The sequence below is a fragment of the Acidiplasma sp. genome (assembly GCF_038728925.1).
GTDB lineage: Archaea > Thermoplasmatota > Thermoplasmata > Thermoplasmatales > Thermoplasmataceae > Acidiplasma > Acidiplasma aeolicum.
This window is the reverse complement of sequence record NZ_JAVYSZ010000013.1, coordinates 22,321-41,374: the sequence shown is the minus strand read 5'-3', so window position 1 is coordinate 41,374 and position 19,054 is coordinate 22,321. Positions and strand designations below refer to the sequence as shown.

General features: G+C 35.1%; 25 protein-coding genes. 6 read left to right on the top strand and 19 right to left on the bottom strand.

All coding sequences use genetic code 11. The annotated features are described in order from the left end of the window. The coding region (locus tag QXW15_RS05980; RefSeq protein WP_342790155.1) for a glycosyltransferase family 2 protein at positions 1-1,040 on the top strand (1,040 nt) is incomplete at its 5' end. A 40-nt stretch (positions 1,041-1,080) separates the two neighbouring features. Beyond that, entirely contained in the window at positions 1,081-1,998 is a 918-nt protein-coding gene (locus tag QXW15_RS05975; protein ID WP_342790154.1) for a hypothetical protein, read from the top strand. A gap of 3 nt (positions 1,999-2,001) precedes the next feature. On the opposite strand, the gene QXW15_RS05970 is transcribed toward QXW15_RS05975, so the two are convergent. From QXW15_RS05970 to QXW15_RS05960, 3 genes are read right to left on the bottom strand one after another with little or no spacing between them, the layout of a single operon-like run. After that, positions 2,002-2,469 carry a 6-carboxytetrahydropterin synthase gene (locus QXW15_RS05970; protein WP_342790153.1) on the bottom strand — a complete coding sequence of 156 codons (468 nt, stop codon included), beginning with the start codon at positions 2,467-2,469 and terminating at the stop codon, positions 2,002-2,004. Positions 2,470-2,471: 2 nt separating this feature from the next. Next, entirely contained in the window at positions 2,472-3,053 is a 582-nt protein-coding gene (gene folE, locus QXW15_RS05965; RefSeq protein WP_048100947.1) for a GTP cyclohydrolase I, read from the bottom strand. Further along, a complete protein-coding gene (locus tag QXW15_RS05960) occupies positions 3,053-3,709 on the bottom strand; it encodes a radical SAM protein (RefSeq protein WP_048100946.1) in 657 nt (218 codons plus the stop codon). Before QXW15_RS05960 ends, folE begins: the two co-directional genes overlap by 1 nt. An 84-nt stretch (positions 3,710-3,793) precedes the next feature. On the opposite strand from QXW15_RS05960, the gene QXW15_RS05955 reads away from it, so the two are divergent. The 4 genes from QXW15_RS05955 (at position 3,794) to QXW15_RS05940 (ending at position 5,717) form a co-directional block, all read left to right on the top strand. Next, positions 3,794-4,414: a hypothetical protein gene (locus QXW15_RS05955; RefSeq protein ID WP_342790152.1), complete on the top strand. Its 621-nt coding sequence runs from the start codon at positions 3,794-3,796 to the stop codon at positions 4,412-4,414. Positions 4,415-4,446: 32 nt separating this feature from the next. Next, entirely contained in the window at positions 4,447-4,974 is a 528-nt protein-coding gene (locus tag QXW15_RS05950; RefSeq protein ID WP_342790151.1) for a class I SAM-dependent methyltransferase, read from the top strand. A 38-nt stretch (positions 4,975-5,012) separates the two neighbouring features. After that, positions 5,013-5,255 carry a hypothetical protein gene (locus tag QXW15_RS05945; protein ID WP_342790150.1) on the top strand — a complete coding sequence of 81 codons (243 nt, stop codon included), beginning with the start codon at positions 5,013-5,015 and terminating at the stop codon, positions 5,253-5,255. A 111-nt stretch (positions 5,256-5,366) separates the two neighbouring features. After that, positions 5,367-5,717 carry a TA0956 family protein gene (locus QXW15_RS05940; protein WP_048100942.1) on the top strand — a complete coding sequence of 117 codons (351 nt, stop codon included), beginning with the start codon at positions 5,367-5,369 and terminating at the stop codon, positions 5,715-5,717. Here the strand turns inward: QXW15_RS05940 and QXW15_RS05935 are convergent. The 16 genes from QXW15_RS05935 to gatD form a co-directional block, all read right to left on the bottom strand. After that, positions 5,714-5,965 (bottom strand): hypothetical protein, encoded by a 252-nt coding sequence (locus QXW15_RS05935; protein ID WP_342790148.1) that lies wholly within the window; start codon positions 5,963-5,965, stop codon positions 5,714-5,716. The two genes, QXW15_RS05940 and QXW15_RS05935, sit on opposite strands and share 4 nt — an antisense overlap. After that, positions 5,962-6,300, bottom strand: coding sequence for a hypothetical protein (locus QXW15_RS05930; RefSeq protein WP_342790147.1), 339 nt, complete (start codon positions 6,298-6,300; stop codon positions 5,962-5,964). Before QXW15_RS05930 ends, QXW15_RS05935 begins: the two co-directional genes overlap by 4 nt. Before the next feature lie 9 nt (positions 6,301-6,309). Further along, the gene (nuoN, locus tag QXW15_RS05925; protein ID WP_342790146.1) at positions 6,310-7,719 is read right to left on the bottom strand and encodes an NADH-quinone oxidoreductase subunit NuoN; all 1,410 of its coding nucleotides are present in this window, start codon (positions 7,717-7,719) and stop codon (positions 6,310-6,312) included. 1 nt (position 7,720) lies between these two features. Beyond that, positions 7,721-9,217 (bottom strand): NADH-quinone oxidoreductase subunit M, encoded by a 1,497-nt coding sequence (locus tag QXW15_RS05920; protein WP_048100939.1) that lies wholly within the window; start codon positions 9,215-9,217, stop codon positions 7,721-7,723. Next, entirely contained in the window at positions 9,217-11,097 is a 1,881-nt protein-coding gene (locus tag QXW15_RS05915) for an NADH-quinone oxidoreductase subunit L (protein WP_048100938.1), read from the bottom strand. Before QXW15_RS05915 ends, QXW15_RS05920 begins: the two co-directional genes overlap by 1 nt. Continuing rightward, positions 11,091-11,390: an NADH-quinone oxidoreductase subunit NuoK gene (nuoK, locus tag QXW15_RS05910; protein ID WP_048100937.1), complete on the bottom strand. Its 300-nt coding sequence runs from the start codon at positions 11,388-11,390 to the stop codon at positions 11,091-11,093. The genes QXW15_RS05915 and nuoK overlap by 7 nt, the downstream gene beginning before the upstream one ends. Next, positions 11,387-11,605 carry an NADH-quinone oxidoreductase subunit J gene (locus QXW15_RS05905; RefSeq protein WP_048101330.1) on the bottom strand — a complete coding sequence of 73 codons (219 nt, stop codon included), beginning with the start codon at positions 11,603-11,605 and terminating at the stop codon, positions 11,387-11,389. The genes nuoK and QXW15_RS05905 overlap by 4 nt, the downstream gene beginning before the upstream one ends. Beyond that, on the bottom strand, positions 11,595-11,846 hold the full coding sequence (locus QXW15_RS05900) for an NADH-quinone oxidoreductase subunit J (protein ID WP_048100936.1): 252 nt from the start codon (positions 11,844-11,846) through the stop codon (positions 11,595-11,597). Before QXW15_RS05900 ends, QXW15_RS05905 begins: the two co-directional genes overlap by 11 nt. Continuing rightward, a complete protein-coding gene (gene nuoI / locus QXW15_RS05895) occupies positions 11,843-12,346 on the bottom strand; it encodes an NADH-quinone oxidoreductase subunit NuoI (RefSeq protein ID WP_048100935.1) in 504 nt (167 codons plus the stop codon). Before nuoI ends, QXW15_RS05900 begins: the two co-directional genes overlap by 4 nt. A gap of 6 nt (positions 12,347-12,352) precedes the next feature. Further along, positions 12,353-13,408 carry an NADH-quinone oxidoreductase subunit H gene (locus tag QXW15_RS05890; protein ID WP_342790144.1) on the bottom strand — a complete coding sequence of 352 codons (1,056 nt, stop codon included), beginning with the start codon at positions 13,406-13,408 and terminating at the stop codon, positions 12,353-12,355. Beyond that, positions 13,405-14,508, bottom strand: a complete 1,104-nt coding sequence (locus QXW15_RS05885) for an NADH-quinone oxidoreductase subunit D (RefSeq protein ID WP_342790143.1) — start codon at positions 14,506-14,508, stop codon at positions 13,405-13,407. Before QXW15_RS05885 ends, QXW15_RS05890 begins: the two co-directional genes overlap by 4 nt. Next, on the bottom strand, positions 14,508-14,963 hold the full coding sequence (locus QXW15_RS05880; protein ID WP_048100932.1) for an NADH-quinone oxidoreductase subunit C: 456 nt from the start codon (positions 14,961-14,963) through the stop codon (positions 14,508-14,510). The genes QXW15_RS05885 and QXW15_RS05880 overlap by 1 nt, the downstream gene beginning before the upstream one ends. Before the next feature lie 4 nt (positions 14,964-14,967). Beyond that, a complete protein-coding gene (locus QXW15_RS05875; protein WP_048100931.1) occupies positions 14,968-15,432 on the bottom strand; it encodes an NADH-quinone oxidoreductase subunit B in 465 nt (154 codons plus the stop codon). Beyond that, a complete protein-coding gene (gene ndhC / locus QXW15_RS05870; RefSeq protein ID WP_061950506.1) occupies positions 15,429-15,863 on the bottom strand; it encodes an NADH-quinone oxidoreductase subunit A in 435 nt (144 codons plus the stop codon). The genes QXW15_RS05875 and ndhC overlap by 4 nt, the downstream gene beginning before the upstream one ends. Before the next feature lie 155 nt (positions 15,864-16,018). Next, positions 16,019-17,815: a Glu-tRNA(Gln) amidotransferase subunit GatE gene (gene gatE, locus QXW15_RS05865; protein ID WP_342790141.1), complete on the bottom strand. Its 1,797-nt coding sequence runs from the start codon at positions 17,813-17,815 to the stop codon at positions 16,019-16,021. Between the two features lie 2 nt (positions 17,816-17,817). Beyond that, the gene (gene gatD, locus QXW15_RS05860) at positions 17,818-19,032 is read right to left on the bottom strand and encodes a Glu-tRNA(Gln) amidotransferase subunit GatD (RefSeq protein ID WP_342790140.1); all 1,215 of its coding nucleotides are present in this window, start codon (positions 19,030-19,032) and stop codon (positions 17,818-17,820) included. Positions 19,033-19,054: the final 22 nt, after the last annotated feature.

Genomic DNA, 19,054 nt, shown 5'->3' with positions numbered 1-19,054 from the left:
GAACACTTAATGTAGAGTATGTGGCTGTGATAGATATAGACCAGACGCCTGCACCGGATTTTGTCAGGGAGACTGTTGCACTGCTGGATAGTCATCCAGAGGCTGGATTTGTTCAGGTTCCGCAGGTATATGCCAACACTGACAGTGGTGTTCTTCCAGAGCTGGCCCAGGCGCAACAGTTTTTATTTTATGAAATTTTAACAGAGGGGAAGAGTGTAACAGGATCATTATTCTCATGCGGTACAAATGTTATTTACCGGCTTGAGGCTTTAAAATCAGTAAATTATTTTGATGAAACAAATATAGTTGAGGATATAGCCACATCACTAAATTTAATAGCCAGGGGATGGCGCGGGCTTTACTATAATAAAAAACTGGTATTTGGAAGGGCTCCAACAACAATGCAGGGCTATGTAAACCAGCAATCGAGATGGATGCTTGGATCTTTGGCACTTGTACCCAAGGTTTTTAAAAACATAATTTTTTCAAAAAAATACAGCATGGTAGAGAGGATTGACTGGTTTGCGGCTGCTACGTGGTATTTCTTCGGATTCTTTTATATTGTTTTTCTAATAGCCCCGTTTCTTGATGTCCTCGGTATAAAGGTTCTAACCGTTAATAGCATCATATATTTTTTTGCATGGCTTCCGTATACAATTATAGTAATGTTTTCATTCTTTTATTCAAATGTATCAAAGGGGGCCCCATTTAAGTATGTATTATACAATATGGGTGCAAACATGCTTATGTTTTCATTGAGCATACAGTCTGTGATTTATGCAATTCTAAGAAAGAAAAAACCGTTCACCACTGCAAGAACAGGAGGTACAATGCCATGGAGATGGTTCTGGCCGCAGTTCACCATGATGTTTTTATTGGGATTTTCATCTGTTTACCTAATAATACACTTTTCTTTGTATAATGCAATTACTGCATTCTGGGCAGTATTTCAGTTCATTTTATTTATACCGGTTATATTTATTAACAGACCTGTAAAGCAATCAGAAATGGATATGCCAGTATTTAAAAATGCAAATTAAAATATGAAAACATTTTAATATAAATATTAAATAATATATTGTGGAGATAGAGGATATAGATAATAAACTGGACATGCACTTTGAGATACATTTCAATGACTGGTCCAAGATTACTGAGATATCAAGGGAGCTTTCTTATAACGGTGAAATAACAATAATATCGGAAGAAAAATCAATATATTTCTATGCTTTTTTCCCCAAAAATGATGCCGATAAATACAGATACCTTTTTCCGTTGTTTGATGTTGAGGAAAGAAAAAATTATTTTATGGCACTTGGAAGGATAAATAATAGAAATATAAAGGATACAATTGACAGTATATCCAATATAGACGGATTAATTATTAATTCATACTGGCTTAAATCAGGAAGCATAGTAATGGAGGGTTACTTCCATCATAATAAGCTGCAGGAATTTTCCAATATAATTTTATCCCAGATTGTTCAGGCTAAAAATATAAATAAAATATTGTTAAGGCCGGTTAAAAGCATATATGCTAACATTAAAAATTGCTGCCAAAATTTTAAAAATATAGTAATTAGCATCAAGTATGATGAATTTAACAATGCCAGGGTTGCCCAGCTGCTTAAAAATACAGATACAATTGCCCAGCTTATAGATAATTATCCGGTTAATAATAAATTCAGAATAATTTTGTATTCAAATGATGATTTAACAAAATATGATGGTATAAATGTAATATCAAGGGAGGATGGTATTTATACAACCAAAATAGAGGATGATTTTCTGGGAGTTTTGGGGAGAAAAACATTTGAATCGAGGATATCGTGGCAGTACTCTTTTATCTATGAAAAAATGGGGAGAATTTATGCCAGTTTTTTAATACCTGATTACCGTGCAAGGGAGTATATTGATATGATTATTGCATCGCAGATGGAAATAAAGAGAATGGATCTTGTTACAATAGAAAATTATTCAAATATTAACGAAGATTAAATATTATTCTGTAAATGTTGCAGTATTGCCATATCCCTCATAAACAGTAATATAAAGTTTAAAATTATTTAAATATTTAATTAGCTCATTTTTTAATTTATTATAGATGAAAATTGCTATATATTCTGCAGATCCGACATTATATTCAAAAACAAATGCCTCATTAGAGTTTATTACAAGTTTTAATTGACCATTGACATAAACATAGTAATTATTTTCCTTTTCATATTTTATATCATTTTTAGGGATTATAAATTTATGGTCCATGGAATCTATTAAAGGTTTCACAAGATTTTTTATCACGGTAAAATCTATAACCATGCCGTTTTCTGAGATTTCATTACACTGAATTTCAACATCAAGGGCATAATCATGCCCATGAAGACGCCTGCATTTTATATTATCCGGGACGTAGTGCCCGGAACTCCATGTTAAATTTTTTTCCCTTCCAAGTATTTTTATTGTAAACATAATTAATCACCGATCATCTTCATGGCCTCGGCCTTTAATGACCTTACCGCCTTTTTAACCGATGGATTATATTTAAGTGATGAGGTTACCATGACAGCATTCTCCTGCTTGACACCGCGCATCATCATGCACATGTGCTTCCCCTTGACAATTACCATGACAAACAATGGATCAAGATTATTGTATAGAAAATCCACAATTTCTGATGTCATATTTTCCTGCAGCTGCGGCTTGCTCGCTATTTTATTAACAGATCTTACCAGCTTGCTGACACCAGCAATATAGCCTGCCGGCTTTGGCAGATATGCTATGCTAACAGTACCCTCAATGGGCAGAAGATGATGTGAGCACATTGAATAAAATGTTATATCCTTTAATATAACCATGCTTTCCTTGCCCTCCAGCCTGAACTTTGTAAAATTGAAATCTCCAGACTGGCGCCATTCCCTGAAAAAGCTGTCTATTCTTCTTGGAGTGTTTTCGAGCTCCTCATCATTAAACCATCCGTATTTTTCATGTAAATTGTATATTAACCTCTTAATGCTATCCCTAAGTTCATCCTCACCATATTCAGTTTCTGACATTATACACCTCTAAGATCGCCAAATATATATTTATGTTCCTGTATCATAAATTTAACATCCGCGGGGGCAGATTCAATAAATTTTTCTGCAATCTCCCTAATGCTAGATTTATACACCGGTTGTATTATGAATTGTATCTTTCTATTTATATTATTTTTTATTTTTATGATCTCCTCAATTGCAGTGTTAAAATCTTTTATATCTCCAGCAACAAATTTTATATAATCTCCATCTGACATATAATTAAGGTTATTATAATTAAATTTTCCATACATCCCAGATGATGGCAGCTTGAAGTCTATATCCTTGTAAACATTTTTATATAATGGTAGGAATCTTTTGATATCAATACTGCCTGAGGTCTCTAAAAGTATTTTATATTCAGGGTATATCAATTTAACAAGATCATTTAAATCTCTCTGAAGTAGTGGTTCCCCACCGGTGATACATATCCAGTTAAAATCGTTTTTTTGATGCCATCCATGAATTATATCAATAATCCTATCCAATGAATATTCAGTGCCCTCATTAAATGAGTACTTTGTATCACACCATGAACACCTTAAATTGCAGTATTCTGTTCTTATGAAGAGCATTTTTTCACCCGTGTAAATGCCCTCTCCCTGTAATGATAGAAATATTTCATTTATCCGCATGTTTTTAATAAGTTTAATGTGATAAAAAACATTTATGGTTAAATCGCATAAATTAATAAATATATTAAGTATATACCTTAAAAAATGTCAACAACCTCTGAGAAAGTTCAGCAGTTTTTAAGGGACAATCCGGACATAAGAAATAGCATGAATATTGGAATAATTAACCAGTCGGCACTTGCCAGACATATAATGCATGAAATGTCAATAGAAAATTTTGACGCCGTACTTGCAGCGTTGAAACGCTATGATTATAAGGATCCATACCCATTAAAAAAGGAGGTTCTCAAAAAATCCAATCTTGAGATGGTTTCAGGGCTTTCGATTATTGTTATAAAAAGGACATATAATAATTTAAAGATAATAACCAACATTATATTAAATAATAAAAGGTTAAATTCTGTAAAAATTGTTGATACATCGGATGGCATAGCATTAATAGCTGAGGATGTTATAGCATCAGAAATAATGAAATATGTGCCTGATGAACAGATATTAAAGGTTGATACAAACCTTGGCGAACTGATAATAAACAGTCCAGAAGCAATAGAGAAGGCAACAGGTTACATTAATTATATTACCTCACTATTATCAGATATAAATATATTGCAGATAATATCTTTTTACAATGATACAATTATAATACTTGACCAGAAAAATCTTACAGATGCCTTTAAAATAATTTCGTCAAAAATAGGTGAGTGAATTATTTTTATAGTTATTTATCATATGGCCCTATGAGCCGTTATGACCGGATAAATGAATTCAGGGAAAAGAATATTCCTTCAGGTGATGTTCTTTCTGCAGCTGATCTTAATAGAAATGACATAATAGTTGATGTTGGTGCCGGATCCGGATATTATTCAAGATTATTTTCTGATTATGTTGACACTGTTTATTCTGTTGAAATAAATCCAGAGGCTGTGGAATTAATAAGAAAAAATTCAATGGATAAAAATAATATAAAAATTATAAACGAGGATATATGCAGCCTTGATATAAAAAATTTTAACAAGGTTTTCTATTCACTGGTATTCCATGATATAGAGTGCAAGGATTATATTTTTAATTTTATGATTGGTAATTCTAAAAAACCATTAAAGGTCATACTGATAGAATTTAAGAACAATGCCCCAATGGGCCCACCTGTGAATATAAGGATAGAACATGACCGGCTTAAAAAAATATTTGAAAACCATGGATTCAGGGAAGAAAATTATATAGACCTTAAATACAATTACATAAATACATATATTATGAAATAAATGATAAAAAATTTATAAAATAATATAATTATTAAACCATGAGTGAGGATAATAACGGAAACCGTAATTCAATTAAACCTGTACCTAACAAAAAATTATTGATTCCTGATGCACCAATTAAAAATGGAAAAACAAAGATAAGGGGTGGCAAGGAGAATGAGATACTTGAGGTAAATGAACCTGAAATAAATCCTTTTGGAATAAAGAATTCAAAGAGTATAATAAAGGAAAAACCAAAAAATAACCAGAATAAAAATAATGCAATATTTGGAAAAAAATAATATAGATTTAAAACCATTTTTAAATATAAATTTCTATGTGCATCATAAAAATATTATTTTGTAAATAACTCTAAAACATAAAATCAATATAAATTATTGACATAGCCAATTATGGTAATGTGTGTCATGTATAATTTAAAACTTAAAAATGTGCATCCATCAACAATATGTGTGCTGCTTTCCAAATTTGAGGATTCATTTAATGCGCTGCTGGATGTGATTACATCCCCGCTTCCAGAGGATAGCCTTGAGGAATTCATAGAGGGATATGCAAGAACCGACGAAATTATGCCTGAGGACAAAACCATTGGTTTTATAATAATAAATAAGGAAAAGAAGGTTGTGTCGTTAACCTTCACCCAGAATACCGGAATAGTAAGGCAGAATGTTGAAAAAATACTGGAAAAATATAAAAAACTTGGATACAAAACCGAGGTGGAGTACGCAAAAACTCCATATTAATACATTGTAAGGTTAAATTTTTTATCCATTTTCTCGTAATCATCTCTTGTATGGATTTCAAGAAGCTGTGATATTTTTTCCATAAATGGCACCGGATAGTTATCAAATTCCTCACGCCATAGAATTAGCCTCTTCTTTTCATCACTGAAAATGACAACCTCTCCATGTTTCTGAAGGCAGTGTATGCATTCCGCAGCACTTAATGGGTCATCCTTAAGCTCCTCAAAACATTCAGTATAGCTTTTCATAGATCACCGCACCTCTTTGCATCATATGACGGGTATTTTATATTATACCTGTTCATTGCGTATACTATATGATCCATTAATGACTGCTTATACTGTTCATAGGATTCAATGTATGGTATAAAGCTCAGGTCCTCATTTTCAAGAAATTTGGAAAAATCATCCATGGATTCATTTCCCTCTATAACATTAATTATATGCTGTAAAAGTTTTTCCTGTTTAATTTTTCTGGCATGTTTATATTTTTCTAAATTCTTTGCCAGAACGGAGTAGGCATTCACAAGATCACCCTGGTCAATTGAATCCTTAAATACCTCAATAACATCATTTACATCCACATTAACACCTCATATTACCGCTATACCCACCAGATACGTATAAAGGAAGAACACCACACCAAAGGCCACAGTAAGTACTGCTGTGGCTATTAGTGAATACTTTACCGATGGTGTTAAATTAAATTCCACCCTGCTATCGTAAACATAGGATTCCCTTATAATTCTAAAATAATAAAATACAGATATTACACTGTTGATAATTGCTATGACTGCAAGCCACCACAGACCGGCTGCAACAAGTGAGAAGAATAAAAAGTATTTTGCAAGGAATCCGCCTGTAATTGGAACGCCTGCCAGGGAAATAAGCAGAATCCAGAACGAGAATGCAGATGCCGGTGATTTTTTGGACAGGCCCTTAATATCATCTATCATTATCTTATCCTTCCTAATAAGGCTCATGGCAATGAATGACCCACCCTTCATGAATATATAAACAAGGGAATAAAACATTGCCGTTGCAATACCAAGCCTTATATATGTGGCTGCCGGAACGGGTGATGAAATATTGTAATATGAATAGCCTATAAGTGCATAAACAAGTATCAGGTAACCTGCCTGCGAAACGCTTGAATATGCCAGAATCCGTTTTAAATTATTCTGTGACAGTGCTGCAACATTGCCGTATGTCATTGTAAGTATTGATAATATTGCGAAGAAATAAAATACATAGTTATAAAATGCGGAAAATCCAAGAACGAGTATTTTTAATAGAATCATGTATGCGACAATCTTGCTGCCCGTGGAAAGAAAGGCAGAAATTGAGTTTGGTGATCCATCATATGTATCAATGGCCCACTGCTGCATGGGGAATATTGCAAGCTTAAATCCGAAACCAATTATTATAAATATAAATGCAATGAGAACAGCCTTATCAAAATATATATGATTTACATCGAAAAGATTAAAGGTTCTAAGCCCAAGGTAAAAGAATGATATTCCAAGAACATTAAATGCTGTGCCCACAGTGCTTATTATGAAATATTTAAGTGAGCCCTCTAGGTTACGCCTTGTTTTGTTATATGCTGCAAGCACATATGTTATTATACTAACACCCTCAAATGATACAAATAATATTAAAAGGTTATATGTGTATGCAGATACCAGCATGCTTAATGTCATAAAAATTATAAGGGAATAAAATACATCATATCTCCCCCTTATATCGTTTAATGATGGTATTACAATCATCATTGATGACGCAATGAATATAAGTGCCCAGAATGAATCAAAATCATTGAAAATAAGACCGTATGAAGAATAATTATTTGAAAATATCAGGGATAGTATAAAGGCCAGTGCCAGTACAATTAATGTAAATAATGCCATGGCCTTTTTATTATCCTTTCTTATGCCAAATGCCAGCGCAACGAAACCTGCAATACCAAGCAATATTATTGAGTAAAAATATTCATAATCCATGTCAAAACACCACACTAAGAGCTTTTGCATAGGAGGCAAGCAGTTTAAACATTAATGTTGGATAAACACCAAAAAATATGGAAGATACCAGCATAAATAAAAGTATTAAGAACTCCGGTTTTGTAAGATCCTTAAGCGGGCCAAGCTTTTCATTATAAAAACCATACAATGAACGCTGTGCTGCCCATATAAAATATGCAGCAGTAACTATAAGCCCGAAAATAATTATAATTGCAAACAATCCTATTGTTTCAAATGATGAAACTGTAACAGAAAATTCACCTATAAAGCCTGCAAGTGCAGGCAGTCCAAGCGATCCGAGGAGTGCGGCAAGGAAAAATGTTGATGCGTATGGCATCTGCCTGTAAAGGCCACCAAGGCCATAAACCTGTATTGTATGGGTTCTCTTATAAATAAACAGCAATGAGGCGAAGGCAAGGGATGTAACAAATGCATGGGCTATGGTCTGGTACATTCCGCCTGCAAGGTCAAATGTTTTAACATATCCTGTTGATATAATGCTTGTACCAAACGATATTGTCACAAATGCCATTTCGCCTGCGCTCGAATATGCTATCATCCTTTTCAGGTTTGTCTGGAACATTGATGTAAATGCAAAGTAAACAACGCTTATTAGGCCAAGTATTATTAAAAAGTAGACAAGACTCTTTGGGAATAGTGGTGTAACCGGGTATAATATGCCTAAAAGTCCATAACCACCCATGGATAAAAGTCCGCCGGATAATAAAATACTCCCTGAAAATGGTGCAGTATAATGAGCATTGGGCAGCCATTCATGTAATGGAAATGTTGGGAGCTTGATTAGAAAAGCAAGGAGAAAACCAAAAAATGAGAAATAAAGTGCGAATTTTGGCAGTGATTTCTGAAATGCCAGATTCATAAGATCTGATATCTGAAATGTAAATACCTTGAATTCAATAAAATAATATGTAGAAAGCATGAATATTGATAGAAGCAGAAAAAGTGACCCCACATGTGTATAAATAAAGAATTTAATTGATATTTTTTCCTTGTTTATTGTGCCATACTTTGCTATGATGAAAAACATCGGTATTAAAACAACCTCCCAGAATATATAAAAGAACAGAAAATTTCTGACAGAAAATAAACCAACAAGACCAAATCCAACTGACATTAAAAGCCCAAAGAATGTGTCGTTATTTTCCCTTTCACCTATGGAAAGTGCAAATATTGTCACAATAAGTGCCATAATAACCAATAAATCTGTGAACCCTGTGAGGCCAAGTGAAAAATTTAACTCTATATGTATTCCTGAACTTGTATAATTTGCCAGAACATAATTGTATTTTGCAATTATATTTCCAAGGTAATTATTAAACCTAATGAAAGAGTATATTACAAAGGCCACAGACATTATACCAAGAAATACCATTGAAAAGTATTTGGCATATGACCTGGCAAAGAATGTAATAACCACGCCTATAAATAATACCAGAAGAAAATATGGAAGGAACATTATTTAATCATCCCCAGAAGTTCTATTATTATGAATAATATAGATAGACCTATGAGCAGAAAAACAACATAATAACCTGCAGAACCCGTCTGAATTTTTCTAAGGCCGGTACCGGCATCAGCAAGGTCAGAACCCATTTTATCTATGCTGTTATCATATGTTCTATCCCCATGGCCTATATAAAATGATAATGGTAATATGATCCTTTCAGCAACATAATCAGTATAAATGATATCAAGATAAAATTTGTTTTTAATTATTCTGTACAGAGGATTTCTTGATATATCTATCTTCTTATTTACTGTGTAATAATATATCATATATGCTATTCCTATGCCTATAAATGAAAATATTACGGGTATTACAGCTATGTAAAGTGGTGGTGTATATATATTTACTCCAGAGTATAAAAATTTATAGAATGGCTTCTGAATAATTCCAAGGGTAAGCGATAGAAATGCAAGCACCATAAGTGGGGTTAAATATACAAGTTTTGGGTCCCTGGCATGTTCGGCAAGGTATGATCTTGGCTTCCCAAGAAATACAAGAAAATACATTCTAAATGTATATACCGCAGTAAGAATTTCGCTAAAGAGAAGCAAAAGCCATGGTATAATGCTTCCCCCATTTAAATAATATTCATATGATGCTGATATAATCTGGCCCTTTGAAAAGTATCCAGCTGTTGGAGGTATGGCCGCAAGTGTTATTGCGCCTATTAGCATAAGAATTGCGGTTACAGGCATTCTTCTGAAGAGACCCCCCATTTGCTTTATATCCCTCAATTCAAGCAGTGCTATTAGTATAACTGCTGCAGACATAAACAAAAGTGCCTTAAATATGGCATGAACCACAAGATGATACATGCCAAATGTGACACCAGAATAGCCAATAATACCTCCAAGGCCTATCGATGCCAGCATGTAACCCAGCTGGCTTATTGTTGAATATGCAAGTACCCTCTTTATGTCATTCATGACTATGCCTAGTATGCCGGCGAAAAATGCTGTAAATGCACCTATGGCGGTAACGGTATAAAGTGAGTATGCCGCTGAATACTCAAATAATGGAAAAACTCTTGCCACAAGATAAACACCGGCGGTAACCATTGTTGCCGCATGTATAAGGGCGGAAACAGTGGTTGGGCCCTCCATGGCATCAGGTATCCACACGTGCAGCGGGAACTGAGCTGATTTTGCTATGGCCCCTGCAAGAATTAAGAGTGTTGCAAGTGCAAGCGTATTTTTTCCAATTAAAATGGATATTTTATGTGCATTTGTAATAAGATATGGTATGCTGAGGGGGCTCACAGGGCTTATTTTAACAAGTGAGGTGTAAAGCACTGCCATGCCTATAATAAATAAAAGGTCCCCCACCCTTGTAACAAGAAATGCTTTTTTTGCAGCAGAGGCTGCATTTGGCTTGAAAAACCAGAAGCCTATTAATAAATATGAGCAAAGCCCGACTATTTCCCAGAAAAGGAATAATAAAACCAGATTGGATGATATAACAAGCCCCAGCATTGCTGTAACAAACAGACTTGTTTCTGAGAAGTATATATTTTTTCTTGGGTCCTCCCTCATATAAAATATGGCAAAGAGATTAATCATTAATGAAACAAAGGAAACCATCATTGCCATTAAAACGGTAAGATGGTCTATGTATATGCCAAAATCTATATTATAAAACCACTGGTAATGGACATATATTGCATTATGATTTAAAAGATACAGATATGCATCTATTACAAGTATTAATGATAATAATATCATTATTGAGCTGAAAATTCCAGATAATTTTAGTCTGTATTTTCCAATTATGTATTCAGCAGGAAATGCAATTAATGGAAATATAAAAATTAAAAAGTATATGCCTACCATTTTATCTCCCTCAGCAGTGAAATGTTAATCTTACCATATTTTTTATAAACAACTGTAAATATTGCTATGCCCACAGCAGTTTCTATTACGCCAACAGCAATAATAAATAATGCAAATATTATCAGGCTTGTGGAATAATATAATGATGCTATGCCAACAACGTTTATTAATGCAGCGTTTAAAAGAATTTCGAGTGATATTATAAGCCTTATTCCAACCCTGGATGTTATAATACCGTATATGCCTATTGTAAAAAGAAGTAATGATAATTCAAGTACATATATAATATTCATTTTACCTCACCTGCTATAAACATAACACCTATGATGGATGCAACAAGTATAACTGAAAGCAGTTCAAATGGAACAAGGTAGGCTGAAAAGAGTAATTTTCCTATATTAAATAAATTCTGTGTCCTTGGTATAAAGCTTGCCCTAATGAAAAGTATGTTTGCCGCGAATATTATAAAAAATACCGATACCGCAATTTTTTGCAATTTATTCTTCATTTTCATAGCCTCCGGTCAGCATTAAAACAAACACAATTAGTATTATAACAGCGCCGGCATATACAAGGATTTCAACAGCGCCGATAAAGCTAAGGCCAAGCAGTATAAACATTGCAGCCAGATCAAGAAGAAACATAAGAAGATATATTGTTGAATGAGTTAGATTATTGGTTCTTACGCTTGCCGCAGCAAAAATGACCGCAATGGCTGCCAGTATAAGAAAAATTAACGTATAAATCATTTTATGACCTCATCCTCCTGCATTGTTAGCTCCTTCGGTGAGTATGTAAAACTGTTTCTGGTTCTTGCATCCTCGAACTGATGTGTTAGGTATATTGCATCTGTGGGGCATATTTCCTCACAGTTTCTGCAAACCGTGCACGTTCCAAAATTTACATCCGGGTAAATGTGTCTCTTGTTCTGAAGATTTTCTCTTGCCCCTCTGGCAGTTTCTATAACAACGTCACCCTTGGGTTTTGCCTCCTCATCTATTTTCCAGACCTCCATCTTAATGCTGTGGTTTGGACATACCTGCTCGCATAATGTGCATCCAATACATGCCTCAGGGCTCAGAAATATTCTAAAACGGAATCTTTCAGGTATTTCTCCCTTATCCTCTGGATACTGAACAGTCACAGGCTTCTTAAACATAAATCTTCCTATATTATACATTGTCTGCAATGAACCTATGACCGGAATCGGCTTTTTTGGTATTTTTACCTCCTTTACTGTTGCAACCATCTTTCATCACCTTATATACAAAACAAACAGGCCTGCATAAACAAGATTTATAATGGATATGGGAAGCAGGTATTTCCAGCCGAGATTTACGAATTTATCAACCCTGATTCTTGGCAGGGACACCCATGCCAGGAATGCTATTAAAACAAGTATTATTGTTTTTATAAACAGGTATATAAACCCTAAATCGGAACTTGCCGGCCCATTATATGCACCCAGGTATAAAATTGAAACAAAGAATGAACCAAGGTAAACCATGCCAAAAAGACCTATATAAAATAGACCGAATCTCATTCCAGAATACTCTGTTGTGTATCCTGTTATTAATTCACTATCACTTTCGGCCAGATCAAATGGTGTAAATGATGCCCTGGCCACCATCGATATGTAAAATATGAGAAGGCCGAGGGGGTCAATAATTCCATATGGTATTACCTGATTTTCAACTATACCTGCAAGACTCAGGCTGTTATATGTCTGTGCCCCTGTTATAAACGACCTGGATGATATCATTATTATGGCCAGTGCACTTATTAGCATTGGAACCTCAAATGAAACATCCTTTGCAACCCCCCTTAAGGCACCAAGCAATGCATAATTACTCTTTGTGCTTATTCCGGCAAGGATTTCTCCAATGGGCAGCAGTGATAAAACTCCAAATAAAAGTACTAGTGTAACATCAGAATGTGTTATTGTAAGCGACCCAAAGTAGGCAAGACTTCCATATGGAATTATAACAAATGATACCATGGTTGTCATCATTATAATTAAGGGCGCGAGCCTGTAGGCCAGATCGTCCCTGTTTGCTGGAAGTATTGATTCCTTGCCAATAAGTTTAAACGCATCGGCAACAACCTGCAGCAGACCATATTTTCCAACCCTGTTTGGCCCTATCCTCAGCTGTATTCTTGCCATGTATTTTCTGAATACATATATTAGGGCCATAAATGAAATTCCAACAAATATTAAGATGAATATTGTTTCAAGCAAATATGCTAAACCATAGGAAACTCCAGGCCCAAGAAACGAAAACCAGTCATGAATTCTAATTAATAGATTCATCTGTCAATCTCACCTATTACAGTATCTATTGATCCTATGATCACAATCAAATCTGCTATCATTAAGCCCCTGGCCATTACAGGTACTACTGATATATTCTTAAATGCCGGGCTCCTGACGTGAACACGGTAAGGTTTTACTGTATTATCCCCCCTTACATAAACACCAAATTCACCATTGTCGGATTCAACTCTTGAAAAGACCTCTCCATCACCCTTAACCCTTAGCATCAATGATTTTTTTGCCTTATTATTAAAATATGGCCCATCCGGTATCTTATCAAGGCACTGATCTATAATTCTGATGGACTGCCTCATCTCCTCTATTTTCAGCACAAACCTTCCAATGTTATCCTTCCTGTGCGATATGGGCACATCAAAGTTTACCTTATCATAGAATAGATAAGGTGCATCCTTTCTAACATCGTATGCAATGCCTGACCCCCTTAAAAGTGGGCCGGTAACACCGTAATCCAGTGCCACATCAGGTTCGAGGATTCCTATTCCATCATTCCTCTGCCAGAATATTTCACTGTGTATAAACATATTATATATGTCCTCAAGCCTCTTTTTGAAATTTTTCGAAAATTCCCTGATGTCATTTATAATTTTTTCATTAAAGTCCTGGTAAACACCGCCAATGCTTATGTAATTTACCTCCTGCCTTCCACCGGAGGCCTCCACAAATATTTTCTGGATTTTTTCCCTTTCTGCAAAGCAGTGAAAGAATGGAGTTAGCATGCCCATATCAAGGCCAAAAGCACCAAGCCCAACAAGCCTGCCTGCAAGCCTGTTTAATTCGGCCATGATCATTCTAATCCATTGTGCCCTTTCCGGTGCCTCTATGCCTGTTAATTTTTCAACCGCAGTTACATATCCAAGCTCCATATTCATTGCGTCCAGATAATCCATTCTATCGAAATATATGATATTGTTAGCATAAATATTAAGCTCACAGATCTTTTCTGCATTGCGGTGCAGAAATCCTATGGTTATATCAACATCCTCTATGATTTCCTCATTTAATTTAACCCTGAATCTTAATATTCCATGTATTGAGGGGTGCACGGGGCCAAGGTTTAATACCGTATATCTTGACATTACCAGCCCTCCCTTTCATCAAAGCTTACATGCTCATTTCCCTCAGAATCCATGCTTACATACTGAACCTTCTTTAAATCATAATCCTTTCTTAATGGATGGCCTACCCACTCATCTGGAAGTAGTATGCGTCTTAGGTTTTCATGTCCCTCAAATATTATTCCCATAAGATCATACTGTTCGCGTTCATCCCAGTCTGCTGCCTTCCATAAACCAACAAGTGATGGTACCTTTGAATCGTAGGTTAATACCTTGACACCAAGGTACTCATTTTTATCAAAATTATGTAAATGATAAATAACCTCCAGATGATCTTTCATATCAACGCCGGTTATTGATGAGAGATAATATCCCTGTGATTTAAACTCTGTCATTGCCTCTATTAAATCCTTCTTATCCAGGGTTATTACCCTCATTCCTCCCTTATCCTTTTCATCAGCAATTATATTATACATAAAATCACCTGTCCGTTTCGCCCCTTATTTTTTTCTGAAGTGTTATTATTCCGTATGTTAAGGCCTGTGGAGAGGGTGGGCAGCCGGGTACATAAACATCCACCGGAATAACCTTATCAACACCGAGGACAACTGAATAACCATCGACGTATGGCCCGCCCTGAATAACGCATACACCCATTGCTATGACATATTTTGGATAGGGCATTTCCTCATATATCCTTCTGACCCTTGGTGCCATTCTTTTTGTTGTTGTACCTGCAACTATCATTAAATCTGACTGCCTTGGAGAATTCCTGAATATTTCACTGCCGAACCTCGATATGTCCAGATCTGCAGCCTGGGTGGCCATCATTTCTATGGCGCAGCACGCCAGCCCCATGGTCAGGGGCCAGAGCGAGTTGGATCTGCCCCATTCAAGGGCCTTTTCCAAGGTTGTTGTTTTAACTCCCAGGTCTCCAGTCTTCATCTCATCCACCTCATATATCCACGTCTAAAGGCATAGTATACAGCAAATAATGGCATGGCTATAAATATAATTGTCTCTATGAACGAAAATAGGCCAAGTGAGTAAAAATCAAATGCCCAGGGAAGCAATAAAAGCATATCTATATCGAAGAGAACAAATAATAAGACTATTACATAATACTGCACTGTTATATTTCCAGCAGGATATTCCTTTGCAACCTCACCGCTCTCAAATGGATGCAGGTATGAATCGTCCTTTGCCGGTGGATTGTTTTCTATCGCCAGGTTTTCCATAATATCCTTTCTTTTAAGGCTTATCTTCCATGGCCTGTACCTGTTCTGTGAAATTGATGGCAGGATTTTAAATAGCAAATAAAGGGAAAGGCCAACCAAAATTATTGTAATCATTAATGCAATGTAACCCGTTAACATTAAGTGTATATTTTTTATCTATATATAATAATGTCGTTAGTAAGAAAACTAAAGGTTCCACAATAAACAAATGTAAAAATTTTTTATACTTTATTTGATATTTGTTATACAAAAACTGTAATTTTAATCAAAAAAGTACATTTCATAAAATCGTATTACGAATTATTTTTAATATTTTCGAATATTTTTATTGCGTCTCTGGCATCAAATGACGACTTAGTTTTATTCTTTAATAAATATATTAGATTTTTCTCTGTTATTTCCTGTGTTTTCATTAATTCTATAATTATCTCCCTTAATCTGCCTGCATCCAGAGGTTTTAATTCTTCGGCATTTGCCAGAATTTTTAATGGATACTTCCCTGATATGTATAATTCAAGAGCCTTTTCAACAGAATCACGACCCCATTTGTTTTCATTTGCCATGGTAAATATCTCCATCAGTTCATCTCCTGATAATTTCTTATTGTATTTTTTTTCATATTCAGGTAATTTTTGAAGTATAATCCTTGAAATTATTTTTGGTTCGTTTAATACTTTAATATAATCCTTGAAATCTCCATAAAGATTATTATTTATTATTCCCATGGCCTCTGTTTGTGAGAAACCATAATTATTTTTTAAATTGTTTAATGCGTCCTCCATGGATTCGGGAACAAGCACTTCAAGGCTATTAAGCCGTTTTAGTGGTATTTCTATTAAGCCAATATCCGTCTCAGGGTACATTCTCTCACCACCTGAGAGTGGCCTTAAAAACCTTGTTTCACCATCCTCAGTTGCTGCCCTTGTTTCTGCCAGATTCATTGACATTAAATTTTTCAGCCTTTCATCAAGCTCAGATTTAAAGGCAGTTATAATTTCAGGATCCGTAATTACCATTATGATGGCATCATTATTTTCAATGCCCATAAAATTGTTAATATTATTTACATCATTATCGGTGAGACCGTATCCGGGAAGTTCATCACTGTGCATCATTCCACCAATACCCATATTTTTTGCGACATCTGCAAGCTCTCTACCAAGCCGGTAATTTCCATTCTTAAGAAGGCCACGGGCATTGTTTATTTTAGCACAGAAAACCTTTTTATTTTTATTTAGCCCTGCTTTAATGATTTTTGAATCTGTATCTTTTAAAATGTATGTAATATCCATAAAATCTGTGATTTCTGTTCCACCCCTTGCCTTTATTATACCGGATATGTCTGCCAGTGATTTTTGTCTTTGAATTTCATATTTAATTGTGTCCTTTATCAGGGATAGTTTGGAAACTCCCTTTATCTCAACACGGCCGTAACCCATTGAAAAATTAACATCCTGCCTGATGGAGTCAACCTCTCCCCTGAATTTTCCGGTGGACATGACTATAAATCCTATCTTTCTTGCAGTTTCAATTGCATGGTTTTCATCCTTAATATCTGGCTCTGTGGAGATTTCTATTAATGGAATTCCAAGGCGATCCAGAGAATAAAACGCATTTTTACCGCTTTCAGATATTTTTCTGGATGCATCCTCCTCTAGTGTAACAGTTGAAATTCTTACCCTTCCCTGGGATGTTTCTACATATCCATTTAACCCTACAATCCCCGTGCGCTGGAAACCTGATGTGTTTGATCCATCTATAACTATTTTTCTCATAAAGGAAACATAATCAACAATTTTACAGTGAAGGGCCATTGATACTATAATTGCTGTATTTATATTAGAATCATCCGGCATATGCGGTGGCTCCTCATCAGCATCAACCAAACATGAATTGGTGCTGGTATAGTAATTGAAATCCCTGTTTCGTATATTCTCATATCTTGCCGCACGATCAATATGGCCCATCTCACTCATTGTTGGTGTCATTTTTCTTTTAAAAAGATAATTAGATTTTTCTCCTTCAGTGCTGCAGCTACAGAAAAGTTTAACGCCCTTTAATTGAAAATGTATCTCCAAACCTATTTTCATTATTACCACTCCAGAATTCTTCTGCTGTTCAACTCACCACGCAGATTTGATTTCATTAACTTTACAAGGTTATCGGGGTAATTTGCAAGGAGGAACATTGCCTTAACCATGGCAGTTTCAGGTAGCATGTCCCCAAGTGGAATTACACCGGCATCCAGAAGATATCTACCTGTGGAGTAAACATTCAGATTAACTGAACCATAAAGGCACTGCGATGTCATAAAAAAATATGTATCCTTGGAAAGCCTTTTAATCGCATTGATAATATTGTCTGAAACATGGCCAAGGCCAGTACCCATAATTATAACTGCCTTTTTGTTTCCTGCAATATTAATAAAGTCCTCCTCTGGCATTCCGGGATAAAAATAAATAATTGATACAGAATCATCCATTTTATCATTTAATATATTTTCATCCTGTCTTTTCATGGCATTATTATTCACGCTGATCCTGCCATCAGTGTATGTTGCAAGAGGCCTGATGCCTATAGACTGAAATGCATCCCTTCTGCTTGTATGCATTTTTCTGGCCCTTACACCCCTGTGAAATGACACAGTGCCATCCGACGTGTCAGAATGCATCACAATTCCGACCTCGCCAATGTCTGATTTTGTAAAATTTATTGATGCCTCTATATTTATAAATGCATCACTGCTTGGCCTGTCGGAACTCCTCTGGCTGCCAGTAAGTATTATTGGCCCTGTTAATTTTTCAAACATAAAGGATAAGGCAGAGGCTGTATGCTGCATTGTGTCAGTTCCATGGAATATTACAACACCAGCATTTTTATTTAAAACATCCCTGGCCCTTCTTGCATACTCAATCCAGTATTTTGAATTTACATTTTCACTTAATATATTTGCGACATTTATCTGTTTAACATTAAATTCAGATATATTATTAACAAAATTATATATATACGATATATCCCTAACAGGCTTAACCGCACCTGTCCTGTAATCGACGGAGCTGCCGATGGTTCCACCGGTGGTTAATATGTAAACCTCGTTTTTACCATTTATTTTGATTTCCCTTATATTATCCTGTGCAACGTAATTATTTTCATATTCCCTTAAAATTTTGATGTTTTCATTTAGGGCGCTGATATTATAACCATTTGATAGCTTTATTGTGGTAATTTTTCCATCATTTTTTATGAATATACCACTGTATGAATCACCCTTATATTCAAAATCAATTTTTTCCCCTGTTTTCATTTGTTGCCTATTGTTAAAATAT